We start from the raw sequence: 16,329 nt of genomic DNA, 5'->3' as shown, positions 1-16,329 counted from the left end.
TGCCGATTGAGACAACGGGTGATTGGATGAAACTGGATCCGGAACTGGCTGACAAGCCGTACTACAGCACACGTACCGCGGCAAAACTTCTCAATGTATCGCTGGGCACAGTCCAGAAGATGGTCGAACGAGGCGAGCTCGGTGCCTGGAAGACCAATGGCGGTCATCGCCGCATTCACAAGGAAACCGTTCACCGACTGCTCGCGTCGCGCGCCGCGCCGGACCTGCAGGCGCCGCACGATCTCGACCTCGTCGTGTTCCACCCGAACCATCAGGAAGCCCAGCGCATCAGTGCGCAACTGGGCAAGTGGTCACTGCCGCTGAAGACCCAGGTGCTGGAAGACGTGGTGGACACCGTCATCACGTCGGTCGATGCGCGTCCACGCGTGGTGCTCTACTACGTGGAGGAACTGAACGACGCGGAATCGGCGACCATCGAGAAGCTGCAGAACTTCTTTGCACGCCAGCGTGTGATCTTCGCCGTGATCACCAATCGCCAGGCCTACGACGGCGTGGCCGATGCCCTGCAGCACTGGGGCATCATGGTGTTCCTGAAGACGCCGTCGCTGGAAGAGGTCAAGGGCTTCCTGCGCGCGCAACTGATGATGGGGCGCGCCGGCGCCTGATGCCCGGTCCCTCTCTCGCACGGCGGGAGAGACCGGACGCGCCGGCTGCGGCGCGCTATTAAGTAACAGCACACTTAAGTCACAGCAGACATCATTGCCGCACGCGCGGGTTCAGGCCAGCGCCATCGCCGCGGCACTCACCTCCGCCTGCATCATCCAGCCATAGAGATCGCGCGGATCGGGCGGCAGCGCCACCAGATCGACCTGCCTGCCAATCCGGTGCATGGCAGCCGCGGCATGCAGCCAGCGCAAGGCGGCGTAGTCTTCCAGCGCAAAGCCCACCGAATCGAACACGGTCACCTCGTCCGGGGTGGCGCGGCCCGGGCGCGTGCCGGCCAGCACTTCCCACAGTTCGGCGACGGGCACATCGACCGGAACATCGGCCGGCAGTTGCTGGATCTCGCCCTCGATGCGCGTCTGCGGCGCGAACTCGACGACAATGCGCGCGCGCCGCAGGATATCGACGTGCAACTCGGTCTTGCCCGGGCAGTCGCCACCGACCGCGTTGAGATGCATGCCGGGCCGGATCATGGCGGGCGTGAGAATGGTGGCGTGGGCCTTGTCGGCGGTGGCGGTGGTAACGATGTCAGCCCCGGCGAGCGCGGCCGCCACCGAGGGCACCGGCACGACGCGCAATGTCGCGCCCGCATCGGCGCGCGCCAGGTTGCGCACCAGCCGTGCGGTCGCGCGCGGATCGATATCGAACGCGCGGATCTCGCGGATGCCGAGCAGCGTGTGGAACGCCAGCGCCTGGAATTCGGCCTGCGCGCCGTTGCCGATCAGCGCCATGGTGGCCGCCCCGGGCCGCGCCATCGCGCGCGCGGCCAGCGCCGAGGTGGCGGCGGTGCGTAGTGCCGTGGCCAGGGTCAGGTCGGCCAGCAACAACGGAAAGCCCGTGCGCACATCGGCCAGCATGCCGCACGCCATCACCGTGGGTAACCCATGCCGCGCGTTGCCCGGATGGCCGTTGACGTATTTGAACGCGTACTGCACGCCGTCGCTGACGGGCATCAGCTCGATCACGCCCAGCGGCGAATGACTGGCCGCGCGCGGCGACTTGTCGAACGCGCCCCAGCGCAGGAAATCCGCGCGGACATGTTCGGTCAGCTGCGTCAGCGCGTCGGTCACGCCGACCGCGCGGACCAGCGCGGCAACGTCGTGGGCGTCGAGAAAGCGCGTGGTGGGTCGGGGCAGCGCGGGGGCAGTCATGAGCGGGCTCCAGTCAAACGCCAGGGGTCAGGCCGCCACGGCACCGCGCGCGGATGGCGCTACGCTCGTGCGATCGAGCCGCAGCGTCATGCAGTACGCGCCGCCGCCGGACAGCATGAACGGCGACAGGTCGACCTCGTGCAGGCGATATCCGCGGCGCGTCAGCTCGGTGCGCAGGTGCGGCGTGGTCCGCGTCATCACCACCTGATCGTCGAGGTTGACCGCGTTGACGCTGAAATGCCGCAGGTCGTCCTCGGTGGCCTCGATGCGCAGGCGCGCCGGCACGCGTGCGCGAATGGCCTGCAGCGCGTCCGCGCTGAAGGCGGGCGGATAGTAGAGCAGTTCGCCGCCGGCCAGCGGGCAGAAGCACACGTCGAGGTGATAGCTGTGCGCGGTGGCAAGCTCCAGCGCCACCACCTCGCGTGCGAAGTGCCGTGCCATCTCATCGGCCGCCGCGCGCGACGAGCGCGGTCCGAAGCCGGCCCAGAAATGGCCGCGCGCGGCATCCCAGATGCAGTCGCCCGCGCCCTCCTGGAAGCAGCCCGCAGGCAGTTGCACCACGCTGTCGAGCCAGCCGCGCGTGCGCAGCGCCTCGAAGATCGCCGCAAACGGCGCTTCCTCGCCGCTGCGCTGCGCATAGCGAAAGCGCGCCAGCACGGCCTTGCCGTCCAGCACGACGGCGGCATTGGCGGGAAACACCATGTCCGGCAGGCCTGGCGCGCCCGCCGCCACCTCCACCGCAAAGCCTGCGTCTGCCAGCGCCTGCCGCAGCGCCGCGAATGCCCGCGTGGCCTGGCGATGCATGCCGCGCGGGTCGCGCGCCCACGCCTGTGGGTCCATCCAGGGGTTGATGCTGTAGGAAACGTCGTAGAAGGTGGGCGCAACCAGCAGAATCGTCGGGCGTTGGATCACGGCAGTTCCTCGTCGGTGGGGAGAGATTGCGTGCATTCTCCGTCGCGTCGACGCCAGCCAGAAGCGCACATCTTGGACAAATTGCCCCATCGGCATAACATTTCGCCAGTGATGACTCGCAATGTGCCAAAGCCATGGATGCGACCGACCAGCAGTTGCTTGCTCTCCTGCGCGATAACGCGCGCACGCCCGTGACCACGCTGGCCAAGGCGCTGCGGGTGTCGCGCGCGACCGTGCAGAACCGCATCGACCGGCTCGAGAAGGACGGCGTGATCGTGGGCTATACCGTGCGCCTCAAGCCCGAGGCGGAAGCCCACCGCATTCGCGCATGGATGACGGTGGCGGTGGAAGGCAACAAGGCGCGCCAGGTCCTGCAGGCGTTGCGCGGCGAGCCCAACGTGCAGGCGCTGCATACCACCAACGGCCGCTGGGACATTATCGCGGAGCTGCGCGCGGATACGCTCGAGGCGTTCGACCGCACGCTCGACCGGATTCGCCTGATCGACGGGATTTCGGCCACGGAGACCAGCATCCTGCTGTCGACCCACAAGCTGTAGGCCCGGCGCCTGCCGGGCCGCGCGCGGGCGATCAGCGCAAGCGCGCCAGCGGCCGTTCGCGCCGCGTTTCCTCGTCGAGCACCTTGCCGCTCGGCGCCACCAGATCGCGCAGCGAGACGATGCCGACCAGCCGCATCGACGCCAGGCTGTCGACCACCGGCAGGCGCGCCACGCTCAGCGTCGCCATGCTGCCTGCCGCCGTGCGCCCGGTCTGGGACGGCAGCAGGACCGCCGCCGTGCCGGCCGGAATCAGGTCGCGACAGGGCATCGAGGCCGGATCGTGGCTGGCGGACAGTGCGCGCGTGGCGGCGTCGATCGAGGCACGATCGAGCATGCCGATCACGCGTCCGGCGCTGACCACCGGATAGGCGCGATGCGGCGCCTGCGCGCCGAAGTAGCGCGCCACCACCTCGGCCACCGGCAGGTCGCCATCGATCGCCACCACGTCGCGTGTCATCAGCTCCGCCACGTGCGCACGCTCCAGCGGATCCACGCCGAACTCGCGCCAGATATGCAGGCCACGCCGGGCGATCTTCTCGGTCATGATCGAACGCTTCATGGTCAGCACCGAAAACCCGTACGCCACCGCGGTGGTCAACAGCAATGGCAGCAACGCCTCGCTGTCGTGGGTCAGGCCGAAGGCAAACACGATCGCCGTCAGCGGCGCGCCCAGCACGCTGCCCAGCACTCCCGCCATGCAGACCAGCGCCCACAGGTCCGGCGAGCCGCCCGGCAGCCACGGCGCGAGCACCACGCCGAGTCCGGCCCCCAGCATCAGCAGCGGCGCCAGCACGCCGCCCGAGGTGCCCGATCCCAGCGCCGCAATCCAGATCACCGCCTTGACCGCGAGCAGCGCCACCGCGACTTCCACCGCGAGCCGATTGTTGAGCAGATCGCCAATCACGTCATACCCGACACCGAGCGCGCGCGGCTCGAAATAGCCGCCGATGCCGACCACCAGCCCGCCCAGCGCCGGCCACCACATCCAGTGCAGCCGCAGGCGCCCGAACGCGTCCTCGGTGCGATAGAGCGCCAGCGTCAGCCCGGCACCGAGCACACCGCACAGCAGCCCGGCCAGCACGCACGACCCGAGCGCGGCGGTGGACGCCGGCGCGGTCTGCAGCGGAAACAGCGGTCCGGCCTCGAACAGGAACGGGCGCAGGAAGCCGGCCACGGCGCAGGCCAGCGCCACCGGCAACAGACTGCGCGGACGCAATTCGAACAGCAGCAGCTCGATGGCGAGCAACACCGCCGCCACCGGCGTGCCGAAGATCGCCGTCATGCCGGCGCACGCGCCCGCCACCAGCAGCGTCTTGCGCTCGGCGGCGCTCAGGTGCAGCAACTGTGCGATCAGCGAGGCAATCGAGCCGCCGGTCATGATGATCGGCCCCTCGGCCCCGAACGGCCCGCCGCTGCCGATCACGATGCCGGACGAGAGCGGCTTGAGGATGGCCACCTTCGGCGACATGCGGCTGCGGCCGAACAGTACCGCCTCGATCGCCTCCGGAATGCCATGCCCGCGGATCTTCTCGCTGCCATAACGCGCCATGCAACCGACGATCAGGCCGCCGATGACCGGCAGGGCGATCACCCAGGCGCCCAAGGTATGATGGGCCGGCGAGCGCTCGGCCAGCGACAGCGACTGATAGAAGAAGACGTTGGTAAAGAAACGAATCAGGTTGACCAGCACGCAGGCCGCGAGCGTGCTGACGCCGCCAAGCAACAGTGCCATGCCGGCCAGCAGCGGCAGCCGCCCGTCGACCGTATAGTCTCTCTTTTCGAAGTGCACTCCGGGGGCGGACATGATCGATACTCCTCTTTGGGACGGGCAGCCGCACAATATATCACGGCATGATATATTTCACCGCTTCATCTGGTAGCTGCCTGTATCCGACACGACAACTTACCCGGTCCCCGCCCATGCCCCCGCCAACCCCCGAGTCGTCCGCTGTGCCCCCCAAGACGCCTGGCGCGTCCGCGACGTCCGCGCCCGTCGTTCCGGCGCAACCGTTGCCGCGCCAGTTCATGGCGTGGCTGCGCACGTTCGTGCCCGCCCCGATCGTCGCGGGCCGGCATGAGCGGCTCAAGAGCAGCGTGGGCGCCCTGCTGGGCCTGTTCCTGACCGAGTGGATTTCGCGGCGCCTGCTGGGCGGCTTCAACCCGTGGTTTATCGCGCCGATGGGTGCTTCGGCGGTACTGCTGTTCGCGGTACCGGCCAGCCCCCTTGCGCAGCCGTGGTCGATCATCGGCGGCAACCTGGTGGCGTCGTCGGTCGGCGTGGCATGCGCGCTGCTGATTGCCGACACGGGCCTGGCCGCCGGTCTCGCGGTGGCGCTGGCCATCGCGCTGATGTTTCCGCTGCGCTGCGTCCATCCGCCCAGCGGCGCGGTGGCCGCCACCGCCGTGCTCGGCGGCCCGGCGGTCAAGGCGCTGGGGTTCGGCTTTATCGTGATGCCGGTGGCCGTCAATTCCATGCTGCTGGTGCTGGTGGCCCTCGCCTTCAACAATCTGATGCAGCGGCGCTACCCGCACCGCCCGCCCGATACCGCAACGCAGCATCACACGCGCGATGTGCCGCCGACCCAGCGCGTCGGCTTTACGCGCGGCGACCTCGATGCGGTGCTGAAAGCGCGCGGCGAATTCCTCGACATCGAGGAAGACGACCTCGAGGCCATTCTCGTCGCCGCCGAGCTGCGCGCGTTCCGGCGCCGCTTTGGCGATATCCTGTGCGGCGACATCATGTCGCGCGACGTGGTGCTGACCACCGCCGACATGCCCGCGAGCGAGGCGGCGGCCCTGCTCGTGCGCCATCACATCAAGGCGCTGCCGGTGGTGGACGCGCAACGGCGGCTGCTTGGCATCGTCACCCAGAGCGACTTTTTTGCGGCGCAGCGCGCCGGCTCGCGCCGCGCCAACGGCAGCGTGCGCGAGCTCATGACCCACGCGGTCACGGTAGCGCGCGTCGACCAGCCCATGGTCGAACTCGCACGCGCGTTTTCCGATGGCGGGCTGCATCACGTGCCCGTGCTCGATGCCGACAAGCGCGTGGCCGGCATGGTCACCCAGTCCGACCTGGTCGCCGCGCTCCTGCGCAGCCACGCCACCACGGCGTAGCGCCAGCCCGGCGCGCGCGGCGTGCCTCCTGACCGCATCGCCTATAACACTCTGCAAGGCAGCCAGCCGCCCTCCCGCCGACGCGGCGGGGCGGTCATGGATTTCCGCTATGCTTACGGCCGTATTGGTCACATGGCAGGGCCAGAGCCGCCCAGGGAGATCCGCGTAATGAGTTCCGGACAACTGATTGAGAAGCTTGCCGCGGTATTTGCGCTGATCCTGCTGATCGGCGGTTCGATGCTGGTGCTGGCGCCGTTTGCCACGGCGCTGCTGTGGGGGGCGATCCTGGCGTTCAGTTCGTGGTATCCGTACACCGTGCTGTCGCGCTGGCTCGGCAACCGGCGCGGGCTGGCCGCGCTGATATGCGTGCTGCTGGCCGTGGTGATCGTGCTGGGTCCGTTCGTCTATGCGGGCGCGAGCTTCTCGGCCCACCTGCCGCAACTGACCGCGCTGGTGGACCGCTACGTCGAACGCGGCGTGCCGCAGTTGCCGGAGTGGCTGTCGAGCCTGCCCTACGTGGGCCCCTATCTGCAGAACACCTGGAATCAGGTAATCCATGCCGATTCCGAAATGATCGCCAACCTGCGCAAGCTGGTGGCGCCGGTGGGCCACGTGCTGCTCGGCGCGGGCCTGTCGATCGGCGCGGGGCTGGGGCAGCTCGCGCTCTCGATCGTGCTCGCGTTCTTCTTCTATACCGGTGGCGAACTGGCCGTGGCATGGCTGCGCGGCGGCATGCGCCGCATTGCCGGCGAACGCGCCGACCACCTGCTCGCGCTGGCCGGCAGCACCGTCAAGGGCGTGGTCTACGGCGTGCTCGGCACCGCCTTTGTCCAGGCCGTGCTGACCGGCATCGGCCTGTGGATCGCGGGCGTACCGGGCGCCGCGATTCTCGCCTTTGTCACGTTCTTCCTGTCGGTGATACCGATCGGCCCGCCGCTGGTGTGGATTCCCGCCGCACTGTGGCTCTATCACTCCGGCGGCACCGGCTGGGCCATCTTCATGGTGGTGTGGGGCGTGGTCGTGGTGGGCATGGCCGACAACGTCATCAAGCCGCTGCTGATCAGCAAGGGCACCGGCCTGCCGCTCATCTGGATCATGATGGGTGTGCTCGGCGGCGCGCTGGCCTTCGGTTTTCTCGGCGTCTTTATCGGCCCGACCGTGCTCGCGGTGGCTTACGCGCTGCTGCGCGACTGGACCATCGGCTCGCAGACCGCCATGCCGATCACCGCGGTGTCCGCCACGCCGCCACCGCAGCTCGACTCCGACGCATGACCGCCGACGCGCGCCAGCACGATACCCCACCCCCGCCACCCGCCGCGGGCGCCGCGCCGGATGCCATGCACCGGCTCATTGCGTGCGAGTACTGCGATGCGGTGTACGAGCGCGCCGCCCTGGCACCGGGCCAGCGCGCCGAATGCCTGCGCTGCGGTGGCGCGCTCTATCGCGAAAGCCGCCGCGCCTACCGGCGCCTGTTGCCGCTCGTGGTCACCGCGCTGATCCTGTTCCTGATCTCCAACAGCTATCCGATCGTCGCCATGGACCTGCAGGGCGTGCGCACCGAGACCACGCTGCTGGGCGCCGTGCGGGCCCTGCATGCCGACCGCATGGATCTGGTGGCGGCCTTGGTGTTCGCCACCACGATCCTGTTTCCGCTCAGCGAGATGCTGATGATGTGCTATCTGCTGGTGCCGATGGCGCGCCGGCACATGCCGCCGGGGTTCGATCGCATCGTGCGCGGCATCCGCCAGACGCGGCCGTGGGGCATGATCGAAGTCTTCATGATCGGCGTGCTGGTAACGGTGGTCAAACTGTCCACCATGGCCGAGGTGCTGCCCGGCGTCGCGCTGTGGTCGTTTGGCGCGCTCGTGGTGGTGCTCGCCGCGATGCTGTCGTTCGACCCGCGCGCGCTGTGGGAGTATCTGGAAGCCCCGGCGGAGGCAGACCAATGAAGCGGCATCTCGCCCGCTCCGGACGCGCCGCCGCGGATATGGTCTACCGCTCGGTGGCGGAGCTGACCGATGACGACGAACGCACGCCGCTCGCGGCGGTGCCCACGGCCACCTCGCTCGGGCTGATCGCGTGCCATGCCTGCGACCTGGTCAGTCCGCGCACACTGGAAGGCGAGCCTTGCCCACGCTGCGGCGCCATGCTGCACCACCGCAAGCCAGCCAGCGTGGCACGCACATGGGCCTTCCTGCTGGCGGCGTACATCCTCTATATTCCCGCCAACCTGCTGCCGGTGATGATCACGCAGTCGCTGCTCGGCACCCAGGAAGACACCATCTTCTCCGGCGTGATCTATCTGTGGCTGACGGGGTCGCACCTGCTGGCCGGCGTGGTGCTGATCGCCAGCATCGTGGTGCCCCTGCTGAAGATGGCGATTCTGACGATGCTGCTGGTCTCGGTGCACCTGCGCACCACCTGGCGCGTGCGGCAGCAAACCCGGCTATACGGACTGGTGGAACTGATCGGACGCTGGTCCATGCTCGATATCTTCGTGGTGGCGCTGCTGGCCTCGCTGGTGCGTGCCGGCGCGCTCGCCACCATCGTCCCCGGCCCGGGCGCGCTGGCGTTCGGCTCGGTGGTGGTACTGACCATGCTCGCATCGCTGAGCTTCGACCCGCGCCTGCTGTGGGATTCGCTGGAACCAACCGAACACACCGATGCCCGACCATCCTCCTGACACTCCCCCACCGCCCTCCGGCCTGCCGCGCCCGGCGCTGCGGCGCCGCGCGCGCTGGCTGCCATCGCTGGTCTGGCTGATCCCGATCGTCGCCGCGGTGGTCGGCATCTCGCTGCTGATCAATACCATCGCCTCGCGCGGGCCCGAGATCGAGGTCACGTTCCGTACGGCCGAGGGCCTGACGCCCGGCAAAACGCCCGTGCGCTACAAGGACGTCGATATCGGCCTGGTCAAGGCGGTGCGTCTCTCGCAGGATCGCTCGCATGTCATCGCGCGCATCGACCTGACCAAGGACGCGGAAAACTTCGCGGTGGCCGACACGCGCTTCTGGGTGGTACGGCCGCGCCTGGCGGTAAGCGGTGTGTCGGGGCTCGAGACGCTGCTGTCGGGCTCCTATATCGGCGTCGACGTCGGCAAGTCGGCCGAGCGCAAGACGGCGTTCACGGGCCTGGAAGTACCGCCCGTGGTCACCACCGATGCGTCCGGCAAGCAGTTCGTGCTGCGCGCGCAGGACCTCGGCTCGCTCGATATCGGTTCGCCGGTCTACTACCGCCGCGTGCAGGTCGGGCAGGTGGTGGCGTTCCAGCTGGAGCCCAACGGCCGCGACATTACGCTGCGCGTCTTCGTCAACAAGCCATACGACCGGCTGGTGACGGCCAATACGCGCTTCTGGCATGCGAGCGGGGTCGACCTCAAGCTCGATGCCAGCGGTCTCAAGCTGTCGACGCAATCGCTCGTCACGGTGCTGCTCGGCGGCGTCGCATTCCAGGCGCCCGATCACAGCGGCGCCGCGCCGGTGGCGGCGGAGAATACGCAGTTCCTGCTCGCGAGCGACCAGTCCGAGGCCATGAAGGAGCCCGAGGAGCTGGCGCCGACGCTGGCGGTGCTCAATTTCGACCAGTCGGTGCGCGGCCTCGCCCCCGGGGCTCCGGTCGACTTCCGTGGCGTGGTGGTGGGCCAGGTGCGCTCGATCGGCATCGAATACCAGCGCGACAAGAAGGCGTTCCGCCTGCCGGTGGTGGTGGAGCTCTATCCATCGCGCATGGGCTTCCGGCAGCGCGACGTGGCCGAGGAGCAGCAGAAGCGCAATATCGTGCAGGCGCTGATCCGGCGCGGCATGCGCGCCCAGCTGCGTACCGGCAACCTGCTGACGGGGCAGCTCTACGTGGCGCTCGACTTCTTCCCGAAGGCGGCGCCGGTCAATGTCGATATCGACGCCGCGTTGCCGGAGCTGCCGACCACGCCGGGCACGTTCGATGAACTGCAGGCCAAGCTCGGCGACATCGTCAACAAGATCGACAAGGTGCCGTTCGAGCAGATCGGGCAGGACCTGCGCACGTCGATGGCCTCGCTGAACCGCATGCTCGACAACGCGGACAAGCTGGTGGCGCAACTGCACGGCGACGTGGCGCCGCAGGTGGTCTCCGCGCTGCAGGACGCGCGCCGCACGCTCAATGCGGCCAACGGCACGCTGGCGTCCGACGCCCCCCTGCAGCAGGACACGCGCCGCATGATGCAGGAACTCACGCGCACGGCGGTCTCGCTGCGCGCGCTGACCGACTATCTCGAGCGCCATCCCGAGGCGCTGCTACGCGGCAAGGCGGAGAAAGACTGATGACCACACGCTGGCTGATCTCGCGCGGCACCCTGCGGGCCGCCACCACCGTCGCGCTGCTGGCGGCGTGCGCTTCGCCGGATCCGCGCTATTACTCGCTGGCCACTTCGTCGACTTCGTCGACTGCGTCCACTGCGTCCGCTTCGGCCACGCCGGCCGCGCCGATGACTCCCGTGTCGACGCCGTCCGCCGTGACGACTGCCACCGGCACCGGCACCGCGTCCGCGGGGCGGCTATGGATCGAGGTGGCCCCGGTGCGGGTGCCGGAACGGCTCAATCGCCCGCAGATCGTGGTGAACGACGGTGCCGATGGCCAGCTCCGGCTGCTGGAGCTCGACCGCTGGTCCGCGCCGCTGCCCGATGAGTTGCGCGATGCGCTGTCGCAGCGCCTTCAGGCCACGCTCGGCGCGGTGGATACCTACCAGCAGGGACTCTCGGATGTGGCGCCGGTCTACCGCGTGACGACCGAGGTGGTGCGCCTGGACGGCAGCCTGGGCGAACGGGCCGGCGCCACCATTACCTGGACCGTGCGACGCCTGCCCGATGGCCAGGTGGTCAGCGGCCGCACGCTGGCCGAGGTGCCGGCGCCGGGCCAGGTGGACGGCATGGTGGCCGCTTACCGCCAGATCGTCGCCAGCGCGGCGGACGAGATCGCCGCGGGCGTGAGATCGCTGGGACGCTAAGGCGATCGGCCTGCTCAATCCTCCGCGTCGCCCTGCGACGCCTCTGCGGCCGCGCGCCGTGCCATGCGCCGGCGGTCGGCTTCCACCATCGCAGCCAGGCAGGCCTCCGCGTCGCCCTGCACGAGCTTGACGCTGCAGGCCAGCATCAGGTTCTTCGACAGCCCGAAATCCTCCACCACATAGCCGCGCGCATCGAGCGCATTGCCTTCGGCATCGACACTGACCGTGACACGGTCGCGCAGGGTATCGCCCTCGGTGGCATAGGCCCAGACCGGCTTCTGCAAGGCGGCGGCAAAACCGACCTCGAACGCGGTGCCCGAGTCCGGCTCGCCGGGACCGCGAAAGTCGTCGAGGTTGGCCATCACGATATCGGCGCGGCGAATCAATGCCAGATTGGCCTCGTAGATCCAGCGCGCGGTGTCGGGCCCCGACAGCCCTGCCGGGGCGGACTTGTCGAGCGGATACAGTCCCTCAAAGCCATGGCGGGCGCAGAGCGCCTTGAGCCGCTCGCCATGGGCGCGTGCATCCTTGCGGAATACGTCGAAGCCGGCGAGATAGATCGCTTTCATGTCGCCCTCATGGGTAGGCTTGTGGGTGTCCTCAGGGGTGTCCTCAGGGGTGTCCTCAGGGGTGTCCGGTGTCCTCAGGGGTGTCCTCGGGGATGCCCCGTGGGTGCCCTTCTGGTGCCGTGTCGGCGGCACCCGGCTGGCATCGGGCAGCTGTGGCCGGTACGGGCGGACCCAGCATACCGCAACCGTTCACCGCAGGACGACCCGCGATCGTGACTGCGGGGCGACGGCGCGGCGACGGCAGGGCGACCGAGGTGCCAGCGATGGCCGGCAATATGCGGGCAATGCGTGCGCGCCGATCAGCGGCCGAGCGGCGCGCGCGGCTGGACGGGTGCGGTGTCTGTCGGCAAGGTGCGCGCGGCTCCACCATGCTCGCGCCACGCCGCCGCACCGGCCACGCTCGCCGCCGCCACGGCCACCGCGAGCGTGGTGGCAAGCAGCAGCGGATGCGCCCGCCGCCGCCGGCGGGAAGCCCGCCCGTGCACAAGACGCTCGCCGCGCGCGGCAGCGGGACGTATCGGCTCGATCGGCTCGATCGGCTCGGTCGGGTCAGTCAGGCGGGTCGAGGCAAGCGGACAGGTAGCTGCGGTCGCGGTGGTCATGGTGCTGAAGGGCAGAGTCGGTGGCGACCGCGTCGGCATCGGGCCGCATGGCGATTGTCGGGCGCCCGGATGACATCGGCGTGTCGGTGTGTCGGTGTGTCGGTGTGTCGGTGTGTCGGTGTGTCGGTGTGTCGGTGTGCGGCAGGGCCGGGCGTCCCGGCCGGCCGCCCCACCCACAGCCGGATTGACCTTCGCTATATACCGACTTATATTGCGCATGGTCGACGATTGTGGCGCGCGTGCCACTGCGCCCGCCCTGACACCGCTTGTTGCCAGATCATTCCCTGCCATCGCCCCTATCCATGCGACCATCCCTGCCCATGCCCGCCCGCCCTGGCTTCCTGCGCCGCGCCGCGCGCCCTGCCGCCGCGGCAGCCGCGTTCGCGGTGCTGACCCTGGCAGCGTCCCCCGTCTTTGCCGCCGACCTCGTGGTCTCGGCCGCCGCCAGCCTCACCAATGCCTTCAAGGCGCTCGCCGGGCAGTTCGAGAAAAGCCACCCGGGCACCAAGGTCGTCCTGAACTTCGGCGCGTCCGACGTGCTGATGCAGCAGATCGTCAAGGGCGCGCCGGCCGACGTGTTCGCCTCGGCCGACCAGGAGGCGATGAACAAGGCCGAGCAGGAGAAGGTGATCGCGCCCGCCTCGCGCAAGAACTTCGCCGCCAACCAGATCGTGATGATCGTGCCCGCCGACAGCAAGCTCGGCCTGGCCACGCTCAAGGACCTGACCCGGCCCGAGGTCAAGCGCGTCGCCTACGGCAATCCGTCGTCGGTGCCGGTCGGCCGCTATACGCGCGACGCGCTCGCGGCCGAGCAGTTGTGGGATGCGGTGGCCGCCAAGGGCGTGCCGGCGCAGAACGTGCGCCAGAGCCTGGACTACGTGGCGCGCGGCGAAGTCGACGCCGGCTTCGTGTTTGCCACCGACGCCGCGGTCATGCCAGACAAGGTCAAGGTAGCCGTACGCGTGCCGAGCCGCACGCCGGTGACCTATCCGATTGCAGTAACGGCCCAGACCGGGCAGGCCGCCGCGGCCCGCGTCTTTGTCGACTACGTGCTGTCGGCGGAGGGCCAGGCCGTGCTGTCGCGCTACGGCTTCCTCAAGCCCTGAGACGTTTCGCACGCGCCGCCATGGATGCCGTCTGGGTACCGCTGCTGCTCTCGCTCAAGGTCGCCGGCTGGGCCACGCTGCTCAACGGCGTGCTGGGCGTTGCCGCCGCCTTTGCGCTGGCGCGCTGGCGCTCGCCGGCACGCGACGTGGTGGACGCGATCCTCACCCTGCCGCTGGTCTTGCCGCCCACCGTGCTCGGCTACTACCTGCTGGTGCTGGTGGGACGTCGCGGCGTGTTGGGCGACTGGCTGGCGTCGCTGGGCATCGAGTTGGTCTTCACCTGGCAGGGTGCGGTACTGGCCTCGACCGTGGTCGCCTTTCCGCTCGTGCTGAAGTCCGCGCGCGCCGCGTTCGAGGGCGTCGACCACCAGCTGGAAAATGCCGCGCGCGTGCTCGGCGTCTCCGAGACCGGCATCTTCTTCCGCGTCACGTTGCCGCTCGCGGCCCGCGGCATCATCGCCGGCGTGCTGCTGGCGTTCGCGCGGGCGCTCGGCGAATTCGGCGCCACGCTGATGATCGCCGGCAACCTGCCCGGACGGACCCAGACGCTTTCCGTGGCGATCTATGAAGCCGTGCAGGCCGGCGACGACCATACCGCCAACCTGCTGGTACTGGTGACCTCGCTCACCTGCGTGCTGCTGCTGGTAGTGGCGGGCCGCCTGGTGCCGCCGCTCGCGCGCGGCGCCGGCGAAGTCTACGAGCGGCGCCGCTTCCGCGCCCGTGCCGCCCGCCCCCGCTGAGACCACCATGGGCATGCACGTCACCATCCGCAAGCAGATGCGCTCGGGCGAGCGCCGGTTCGCGCTCGATATCGACTTTGCATCGGCCAGCCGCCGCATCGCGCTGTTCGGGCCGTCGGGGGCCGGCAAAAGCCTCACGTTGCGTGCCATCGCCGGTCTGCTGGCACCCGATGCCGGCCGCATCGTGCTCAACGGCCGTACGCTGTTCGATGCCGACGCGGGCATCGATATCCGCCCGCAGGAGCGCCGCGTCGGCTATCTGTTCCAGGACTACGCGCTGTTTCCGCACCTCACGGTGGCGCAGAACGTGGCGTTCGGCCTCGACCGCGGCTGGCGCAATCCCGCCCGGCGCGCGCGGCATGCGGAAGCGGATCGCTGGATCGATGCGTTCGGCCTGCGCAACATCGTCGGCCAGTATCCCGCCGAGATTTCGGGCGGACAGAAACAGCGGGTGGCACTGGCGCGCGCGCTGGTGGCGCGCCCCGACATCGTGCTGCTCGACGAACCGTTCTCGGCGCTCGATCCGGCGCTGCGCCAGCATATGCGCCAGGAATTGCGCGCGCTGCAAAGCCATCTCGACGTGCCGATGGTGGTCATCTCGCACGACCCCGACGATGTCGAGGTGCTGGCCGATCATGTGCTCGAGGTGCGCGAAGGCCGCATCTTCGGCAGCGGCCATGGCCGCCAGCATCCACCCGTGTACGCGCCGGCGTCGCCGCACGCGGTCTGATCAGGCGACCCGCGCGGCGGCAGCCAGCAGGTCGACATAGGCGCCCTCGATCAGGCCGGCGCGTGCGACGCCCAACGCGTCCATCAGCGCATGGGCTTCCGCCACCCCCGCCTGCGCCGGTTCGTCGTCGGCGAGCACTACCTCCAGCTCGAGGAAATCACCGAGCCCCTCCACGCGGTCGAGGTGCACGCGCGTGCGGCCCACCAGGAACAGCGTGCGGACCTTGCGCACCCGACCGCCCTCGCCATGCGCGGCGGCCAGCGCCGCACGCAGCGTATCGGGCGACGCCGTCGGCGAGAGGATATAGAAGCTCTCCTTGGGCCCGGCCTGATCGGGCCGCGCGTAGAAAATCAGTTCGCCGCGCGCCGCGTCGAACGCGCGCAGCTTGAGGCGGCCGCGGGCGCACGGAAAGAAGGTGTCGTCCTGCTCGATCCGCTCGGGGCCGTGCTGCGCCAGCGCCGCCACGCGCGGCGCCACGCCCTCCACGCTGTCGATGCGGGCCTTGATCTCGATATTGCGTGCCATACGTTTCCTTGTCAGCCGAGCAGCAGCTTTGCCGCGATGCCCCACATCGTGATGCCGATCACGACCTCCAGCGCCTGCCAGGCGCGCGGCCGCGCAAAGACCGGGCGCAGCAACGCCGCGCCATAGCCGAGCGCAAAGAAGAAGACGAACGATGCGGTCATCGCGCCAACGGCAAACTGCACTTCGCTGCCGGCGAAATGCGTCGATACCGAGCCGATCAGCATCAGCGTGTCCAGATAGACGTGAGGATTGAGCCAGGTGAAGGCAAGGCAGACGGCAAGCGTCGCGCCGAGCGGGCGCGGCGGCGCATCGCTCGGTGCCAGCACCGCACGCGAGCGCCACGCCGTCCAGAGGCTGCGCGCGCCGTACCAGAGCAGGAAGGCGGCCCCGCCATAGCGCATGGCAGCGCCGAGCCACGGCAACTGGCGGATGACGACGGCAAAGCCCGAGACGCCCATCGCGATCAGCGCGGCATCGGACACCGCGCAGACCAGACAGACCCAGAACACATGCTCGCGGCGCAAACCCTGGCGCAGCACGAAGGCGTTCTGCGATCCGATGGCGAGAATCAGCGACAGGCCCAGGCTGAAGCCGGCCATGGCGGCATCGAAGCGGTCTACACCCATGCGCCCACATCGCTCGCGGCCGTACCTCTTGC

18 protein-coding genes are annotated in these 16,329 nt (G+C 69.2%); 11 read left to right on the top strand and 7 right to left on the bottom strand.

Annotation, left to right across the window (positions count from 1 at the left end):
* Positions 1 to 26 precede the first annotated feature (26 nt).
* Positions 27 to 626, top strand: a complete 600-nt coding sequence (locus DFLDMN_RS18095; RefSeq protein ID WP_423196244.1) for a helix-turn-helix domain-containing protein — start codon at positions 27 to 29, stop codon at positions 624 to 626.
* 111 nt (positions 627 to 737) lie between these two features.
* Here the strand turns inward: DFLDMN_RS18095 and DFLDMN_RS18090 are convergent, their stop codons facing one another.
* On the bottom strand, positions 738 to 1,835 hold the full coding sequence (locus DFLDMN_RS18090) for an ornithine cyclodeaminase (protein WP_423196243.1): 1,098 nt from the start codon (positions 1,833 to 1,835) through the stop codon (positions 738 to 740).
* A 27-nt stretch (positions 1,836 to 1,862) separates the two neighbouring features.
* On the bottom strand, positions 1,863 to 2,747 hold the full coding sequence (locus DFLDMN_RS18085) for a dimethylarginine dimethylaminohydrolase family protein (protein WP_423196242.1): 885 nt from the start codon (positions 2,745 to 2,747) through the stop codon (positions 1,863 to 1,865).
* Positions 2,748 to 2,881: 134 nt separating this feature from the next.
* Here DFLDMN_RS18085 and DFLDMN_RS18080 point away from each other — a divergent pair, with 134 nt between their 5' ends.
* Positions 2,882 to 3,304, top strand: a complete 423-nt coding sequence (locus tag DFLDMN_RS18080; protein WP_423196241.1) for an Lrp/AsnC family transcriptional regulator — start codon at positions 2,882 to 2,884, stop codon at positions 3,302 to 3,304.
* 31 nt (positions 3,305 to 3,335) lie between these two features.
* Here the strand turns inward: DFLDMN_RS18080 and DFLDMN_RS18075 are convergent, their stop codons facing one another.
* Complete coding sequence (locus DFLDMN_RS18075; RefSeq protein WP_423198463.1) at positions 3,336 to 5,036, bottom strand: chloride channel protein; 1,701 nt, start codon at positions 5,034 to 5,036, stop codon at positions 3,336 to 3,338.
* A 293-nt stretch (positions 5,037 to 5,329) separates the two neighbouring features.
* Here DFLDMN_RS18075 and DFLDMN_RS18070 point away from each other — a divergent pair, with 293 nt between their 5' ends.
* The 6 genes from DFLDMN_RS18070 to DFLDMN_RS18045 all read left to right on the top strand — a co-directional run bounded on the left by DFLDMN_RS18070 (position 5,330) and on the right by DFLDMN_RS18045 (position 11,399).
* Positions 5,330 to 6,418, top strand: coding sequence for an HPP family protein (locus DFLDMN_RS18070; RefSeq protein WP_423198462.1), 1,089 nt, complete (start codon positions 5,330 to 5,332; stop codon positions 6,416 to 6,418).
* Positions 6,419 to 6,586: 168 nt separating this feature from the next.
* Positions 6,587 to 7,690 carry an AI-2E family transporter gene (locus tag DFLDMN_RS18065; RefSeq protein WP_423196240.1) on the top strand — a complete coding sequence of 368 codons (1,104 nt, stop codon included), beginning with the start codon at positions 6,587 to 6,589 and terminating at the stop codon, positions 7,688 to 7,690.
* Complete coding sequence (locus DFLDMN_RS18060; protein ID WP_423196239.1) at positions 7,687 to 8,367, top strand: paraquat-inducible protein A; 681 nt, start codon at positions 7,687 to 7,689, stop codon at positions 8,365 to 8,367. Before DFLDMN_RS18065 ends, DFLDMN_RS18060 begins: the two co-directional genes overlap by 4 nt.
* A complete protein-coding gene (locus tag DFLDMN_RS18055) occupies positions 8,364 to 9,101 on the top strand; it encodes a paraquat-inducible protein A (RefSeq protein ID WP_423196238.1) in 738 nt (245 codons plus the stop codon). The genes DFLDMN_RS18060 and DFLDMN_RS18055 overlap by 4 nt, the downstream gene beginning before the upstream one ends.
* Entirely contained in the window at positions 9,082 to 10,716 is a 1,635-nt protein-coding gene (locus DFLDMN_RS18050; RefSeq protein WP_423196237.1) for an intermembrane transport protein PqiB, read from the top strand. The genes DFLDMN_RS18055 and DFLDMN_RS18050 overlap by 20 nt, the downstream gene beginning before the upstream one ends.
* On the top strand, positions 10,716 to 11,399 hold the full coding sequence (locus DFLDMN_RS18045; RefSeq protein ID WP_423196236.1) for a PqiC family protein: 684 nt from the start codon (positions 10,716 to 10,718) through the stop codon (positions 11,397 to 11,399). Before DFLDMN_RS18050 ends, DFLDMN_RS18045 begins: the two co-directional genes overlap by 1 nt.
* Before the next feature lie 14 nt (positions 11,400 to 11,413).
* Here the strand turns inward: DFLDMN_RS18045 and DFLDMN_RS18040 are convergent, their stop codons facing one another.
* Together DFLDMN_RS18040 and DFLDMN_RS18035 are read right to left on the bottom strand one after the other, a co-directional pair.
* Positions 11,414 to 11,968 carry a nucleoside 2-deoxyribosyltransferase gene (locus DFLDMN_RS18040; RefSeq protein ID WP_423196235.1) on the bottom strand — a complete coding sequence of 185 codons (555 nt, stop codon included), beginning with the start codon at positions 11,966 to 11,968 and terminating at the stop codon, positions 11,414 to 11,416.
* Between the two features lie 299 nt (positions 11,969 to 12,267).
* Positions 12,268 to 12,570, bottom strand: coding sequence for a hypothetical protein (locus tag DFLDMN_RS18035; protein ID WP_423196234.1), 303 nt, complete (start codon positions 12,568 to 12,570; stop codon positions 12,268 to 12,270).
* A 320-nt stretch (positions 12,571 to 12,890) separates the two neighbouring features.
* Between DFLDMN_RS18035 and modA the strand changes: the two genes are divergently transcribed.
* From modA to DFLDMN_RS18020, 3 genes are read left to right on the top strand one after another with little or no spacing between them, the layout of a single operon-like run.
* The gene (gene modA / locus DFLDMN_RS18030) at positions 12,891 to 13,676 is read left to right on the top strand and encodes a molybdate ABC transporter substrate-binding protein (protein WP_423196233.1); all 786 of its coding nucleotides are present in this window, start codon (positions 12,891 to 12,893) and stop codon (positions 13,674 to 13,676) included.
* A gap of 20 nt (positions 13,677 to 13,696) precedes the next feature.
* Entirely contained in the window at positions 13,697 to 14,416 is a 720-nt protein-coding gene (modB, locus tag DFLDMN_RS18025; protein WP_423196232.1) for a molybdate ABC transporter permease subunit, read from the top strand.
* Between the two features lie 7 nt (positions 14,417 to 14,423).
* Complete coding sequence (locus DFLDMN_RS18020) at positions 14,424 to 15,146, top strand: sulfate/molybdate ABC transporter ATP-binding protein (protein ID WP_423196231.1); 723 nt, start codon at positions 14,424 to 14,426, stop codon at positions 15,144 to 15,146.
* Here DFLDMN_RS18020 and DFLDMN_RS18015 read toward each other — a convergent pair whose 3' ends face one another.
* Both DFLDMN_RS18015 and DFLDMN_RS18010 read right to left on the bottom strand, forming a co-directional pair.
* Complete coding sequence (locus DFLDMN_RS18015; protein ID WP_423196230.1) at positions 15,147 to 15,671, bottom strand: class IV adenylate cyclase; 525 nt, start codon at positions 15,669 to 15,671, stop codon at positions 15,147 to 15,149.
* Positions 15,672 to 15,682: 11 nt separating this feature from the next.
* Complete coding sequence (locus DFLDMN_RS18010) at positions 15,683 to 16,297, bottom strand: LysE/ArgO family amino acid transporter (protein WP_423196229.1); 615 nt, start codon at positions 16,295 to 16,297, stop codon at positions 15,683 to 15,685.
* Between the last annotated feature and the right edge of the window lie 32 nt (positions 16,298 to 16,329).

The sequence above is a fragment of the Cupriavidus sp. H19C3 genome (assembly GCF_049393815.1).
Lineage (GTDB): Bacteria > Pseudomonadota > Gammaproteobacteria > Burkholderiales > Burkholderiaceae > Cupriavidus.
Note: the sequence above shows the minus strand (reverse complement) of the source record. Positions and strands in the feature narration are given on the sequence as shown.

What these genes read in the sequence shown, in the direction of transcription:
- DFLDMN_RS18020 (WP_423196231.1), top strand. Translation starts at nt 14,424, where the DNA reads ATGGGCATGCACGTCACCATCCGCAAGCAGATGCGCTCGGGCGAGCGC.
- modB (WP_423196232.1), top strand. Translation starts at nt 13,697, where the DNA reads ATGGATGCCGTCTGGGTACCGCTGCTGCTCTCGCTCAAGGTCGCCGGC.
- DFLDMN_RS18070 (WP_423198462.1), top strand. Translation starts at nt 5,330, where the DNA reads ATGGCGTGGCTGCGCACGTTCGTGCCCGCCCCGATCGTCGCGGGCCGG.
- DFLDMN_RS18035 (WP_423196234.1), bottom strand. Translation starts at nt 12,570, where the DNA reads ATGACCACCGCGACCGCAGCTACCTGTCCGCTTGCCTCGACCCGCCTG.
- DFLDMN_RS18015 (WP_423196230.1), bottom strand. Translation starts at nt 15,671, where the DNA reads ATGGCACGCAATATCGAGATCAAGGCCCGCATCGACAGCGTGGAGGGC.
- DFLDMN_RS18095 (WP_423196244.1), top strand. Translation starts at nt 27, where the DNA reads ATGAAACTGGATCCGGAACTGGCTGACAAGCCGTACTACAGCACACGT.
- modA (WP_423196233.1), top strand. Translation starts at nt 12,891, where the DNA reads ATGCCCGCCCGCCCTGGCTTCCTGCGCCGCGCCGCGCGCCCTGCCGCC.
- DFLDMN_RS18065 (WP_423196240.1), top strand. Translation starts at nt 6,587, where the DNA reads ATGAGTTCCGGACAACTGATTGAGAAGCTTGCCGCGGTATTTGCGCTG.
- DFLDMN_RS18075 (WP_423198463.1), bottom strand. Translation starts at nt 5,036, where the DNA reads ATGGCACTGTTGCTTGGCGGCGTCAGCACGCTCGCGGCCTGCGTGCTG.
- DFLDMN_RS18080 (WP_423196241.1), top strand. Translation starts at nt 2,882, where the DNA reads ATGGATGCGACCGACCAGCAGTTGCTTGCTCTCCTGCGCGATAACGCG.
- DFLDMN_RS18060 (WP_423196239.1), top strand. Translation starts at nt 7,687, where the DNA reads ATGACCGCCGACGCGCGCCAGCACGATACCCCACCCCCGCCACCCGCC.
- DFLDMN_RS18090 (WP_423196243.1), bottom strand. Translation starts at nt 1,835, where the DNA reads ATGACTGCCCCCGCGCTGCCCCGACCCACCACGCGCTTTCTCGACGCC.
- DFLDMN_RS18050 (WP_423196237.1), top strand. Translation starts at nt 9,082, where the DNA reads ATGCCCGACCATCCTCCTGACACTCCCCCACCGCCCTCCGGCCTGCCG.
- DFLDMN_RS18045 (WP_423196236.1), top strand. Translation starts at nt 10,716, where the DNA reads ATGACCACACGCTGGCTGATCTCGCGCGGCACCCTGCGGGCCGCCACC.
- DFLDMN_RS18010 (WP_423196229.1), bottom strand. Translation starts at nt 16,297, where the DNA reads ATGGGTGTAGACCGCTTCGATGCCGCCATGGCCGGCTTCAGCCTGGGC.
- DFLDMN_RS18055 (WP_423196238.1), top strand. Translation starts at nt 8,364, where the DNA reads ATGAAGCGGCATCTCGCCCGCTCCGGACGCGCCGCCGCGGATATGGTC.
- DFLDMN_RS18040 (WP_423196235.1), bottom strand. Translation starts at nt 11,968, where the DNA reads ATGAAAGCGATCTATCTCGCCGGCTTCGACGTATTCCGCAAGGATGCA.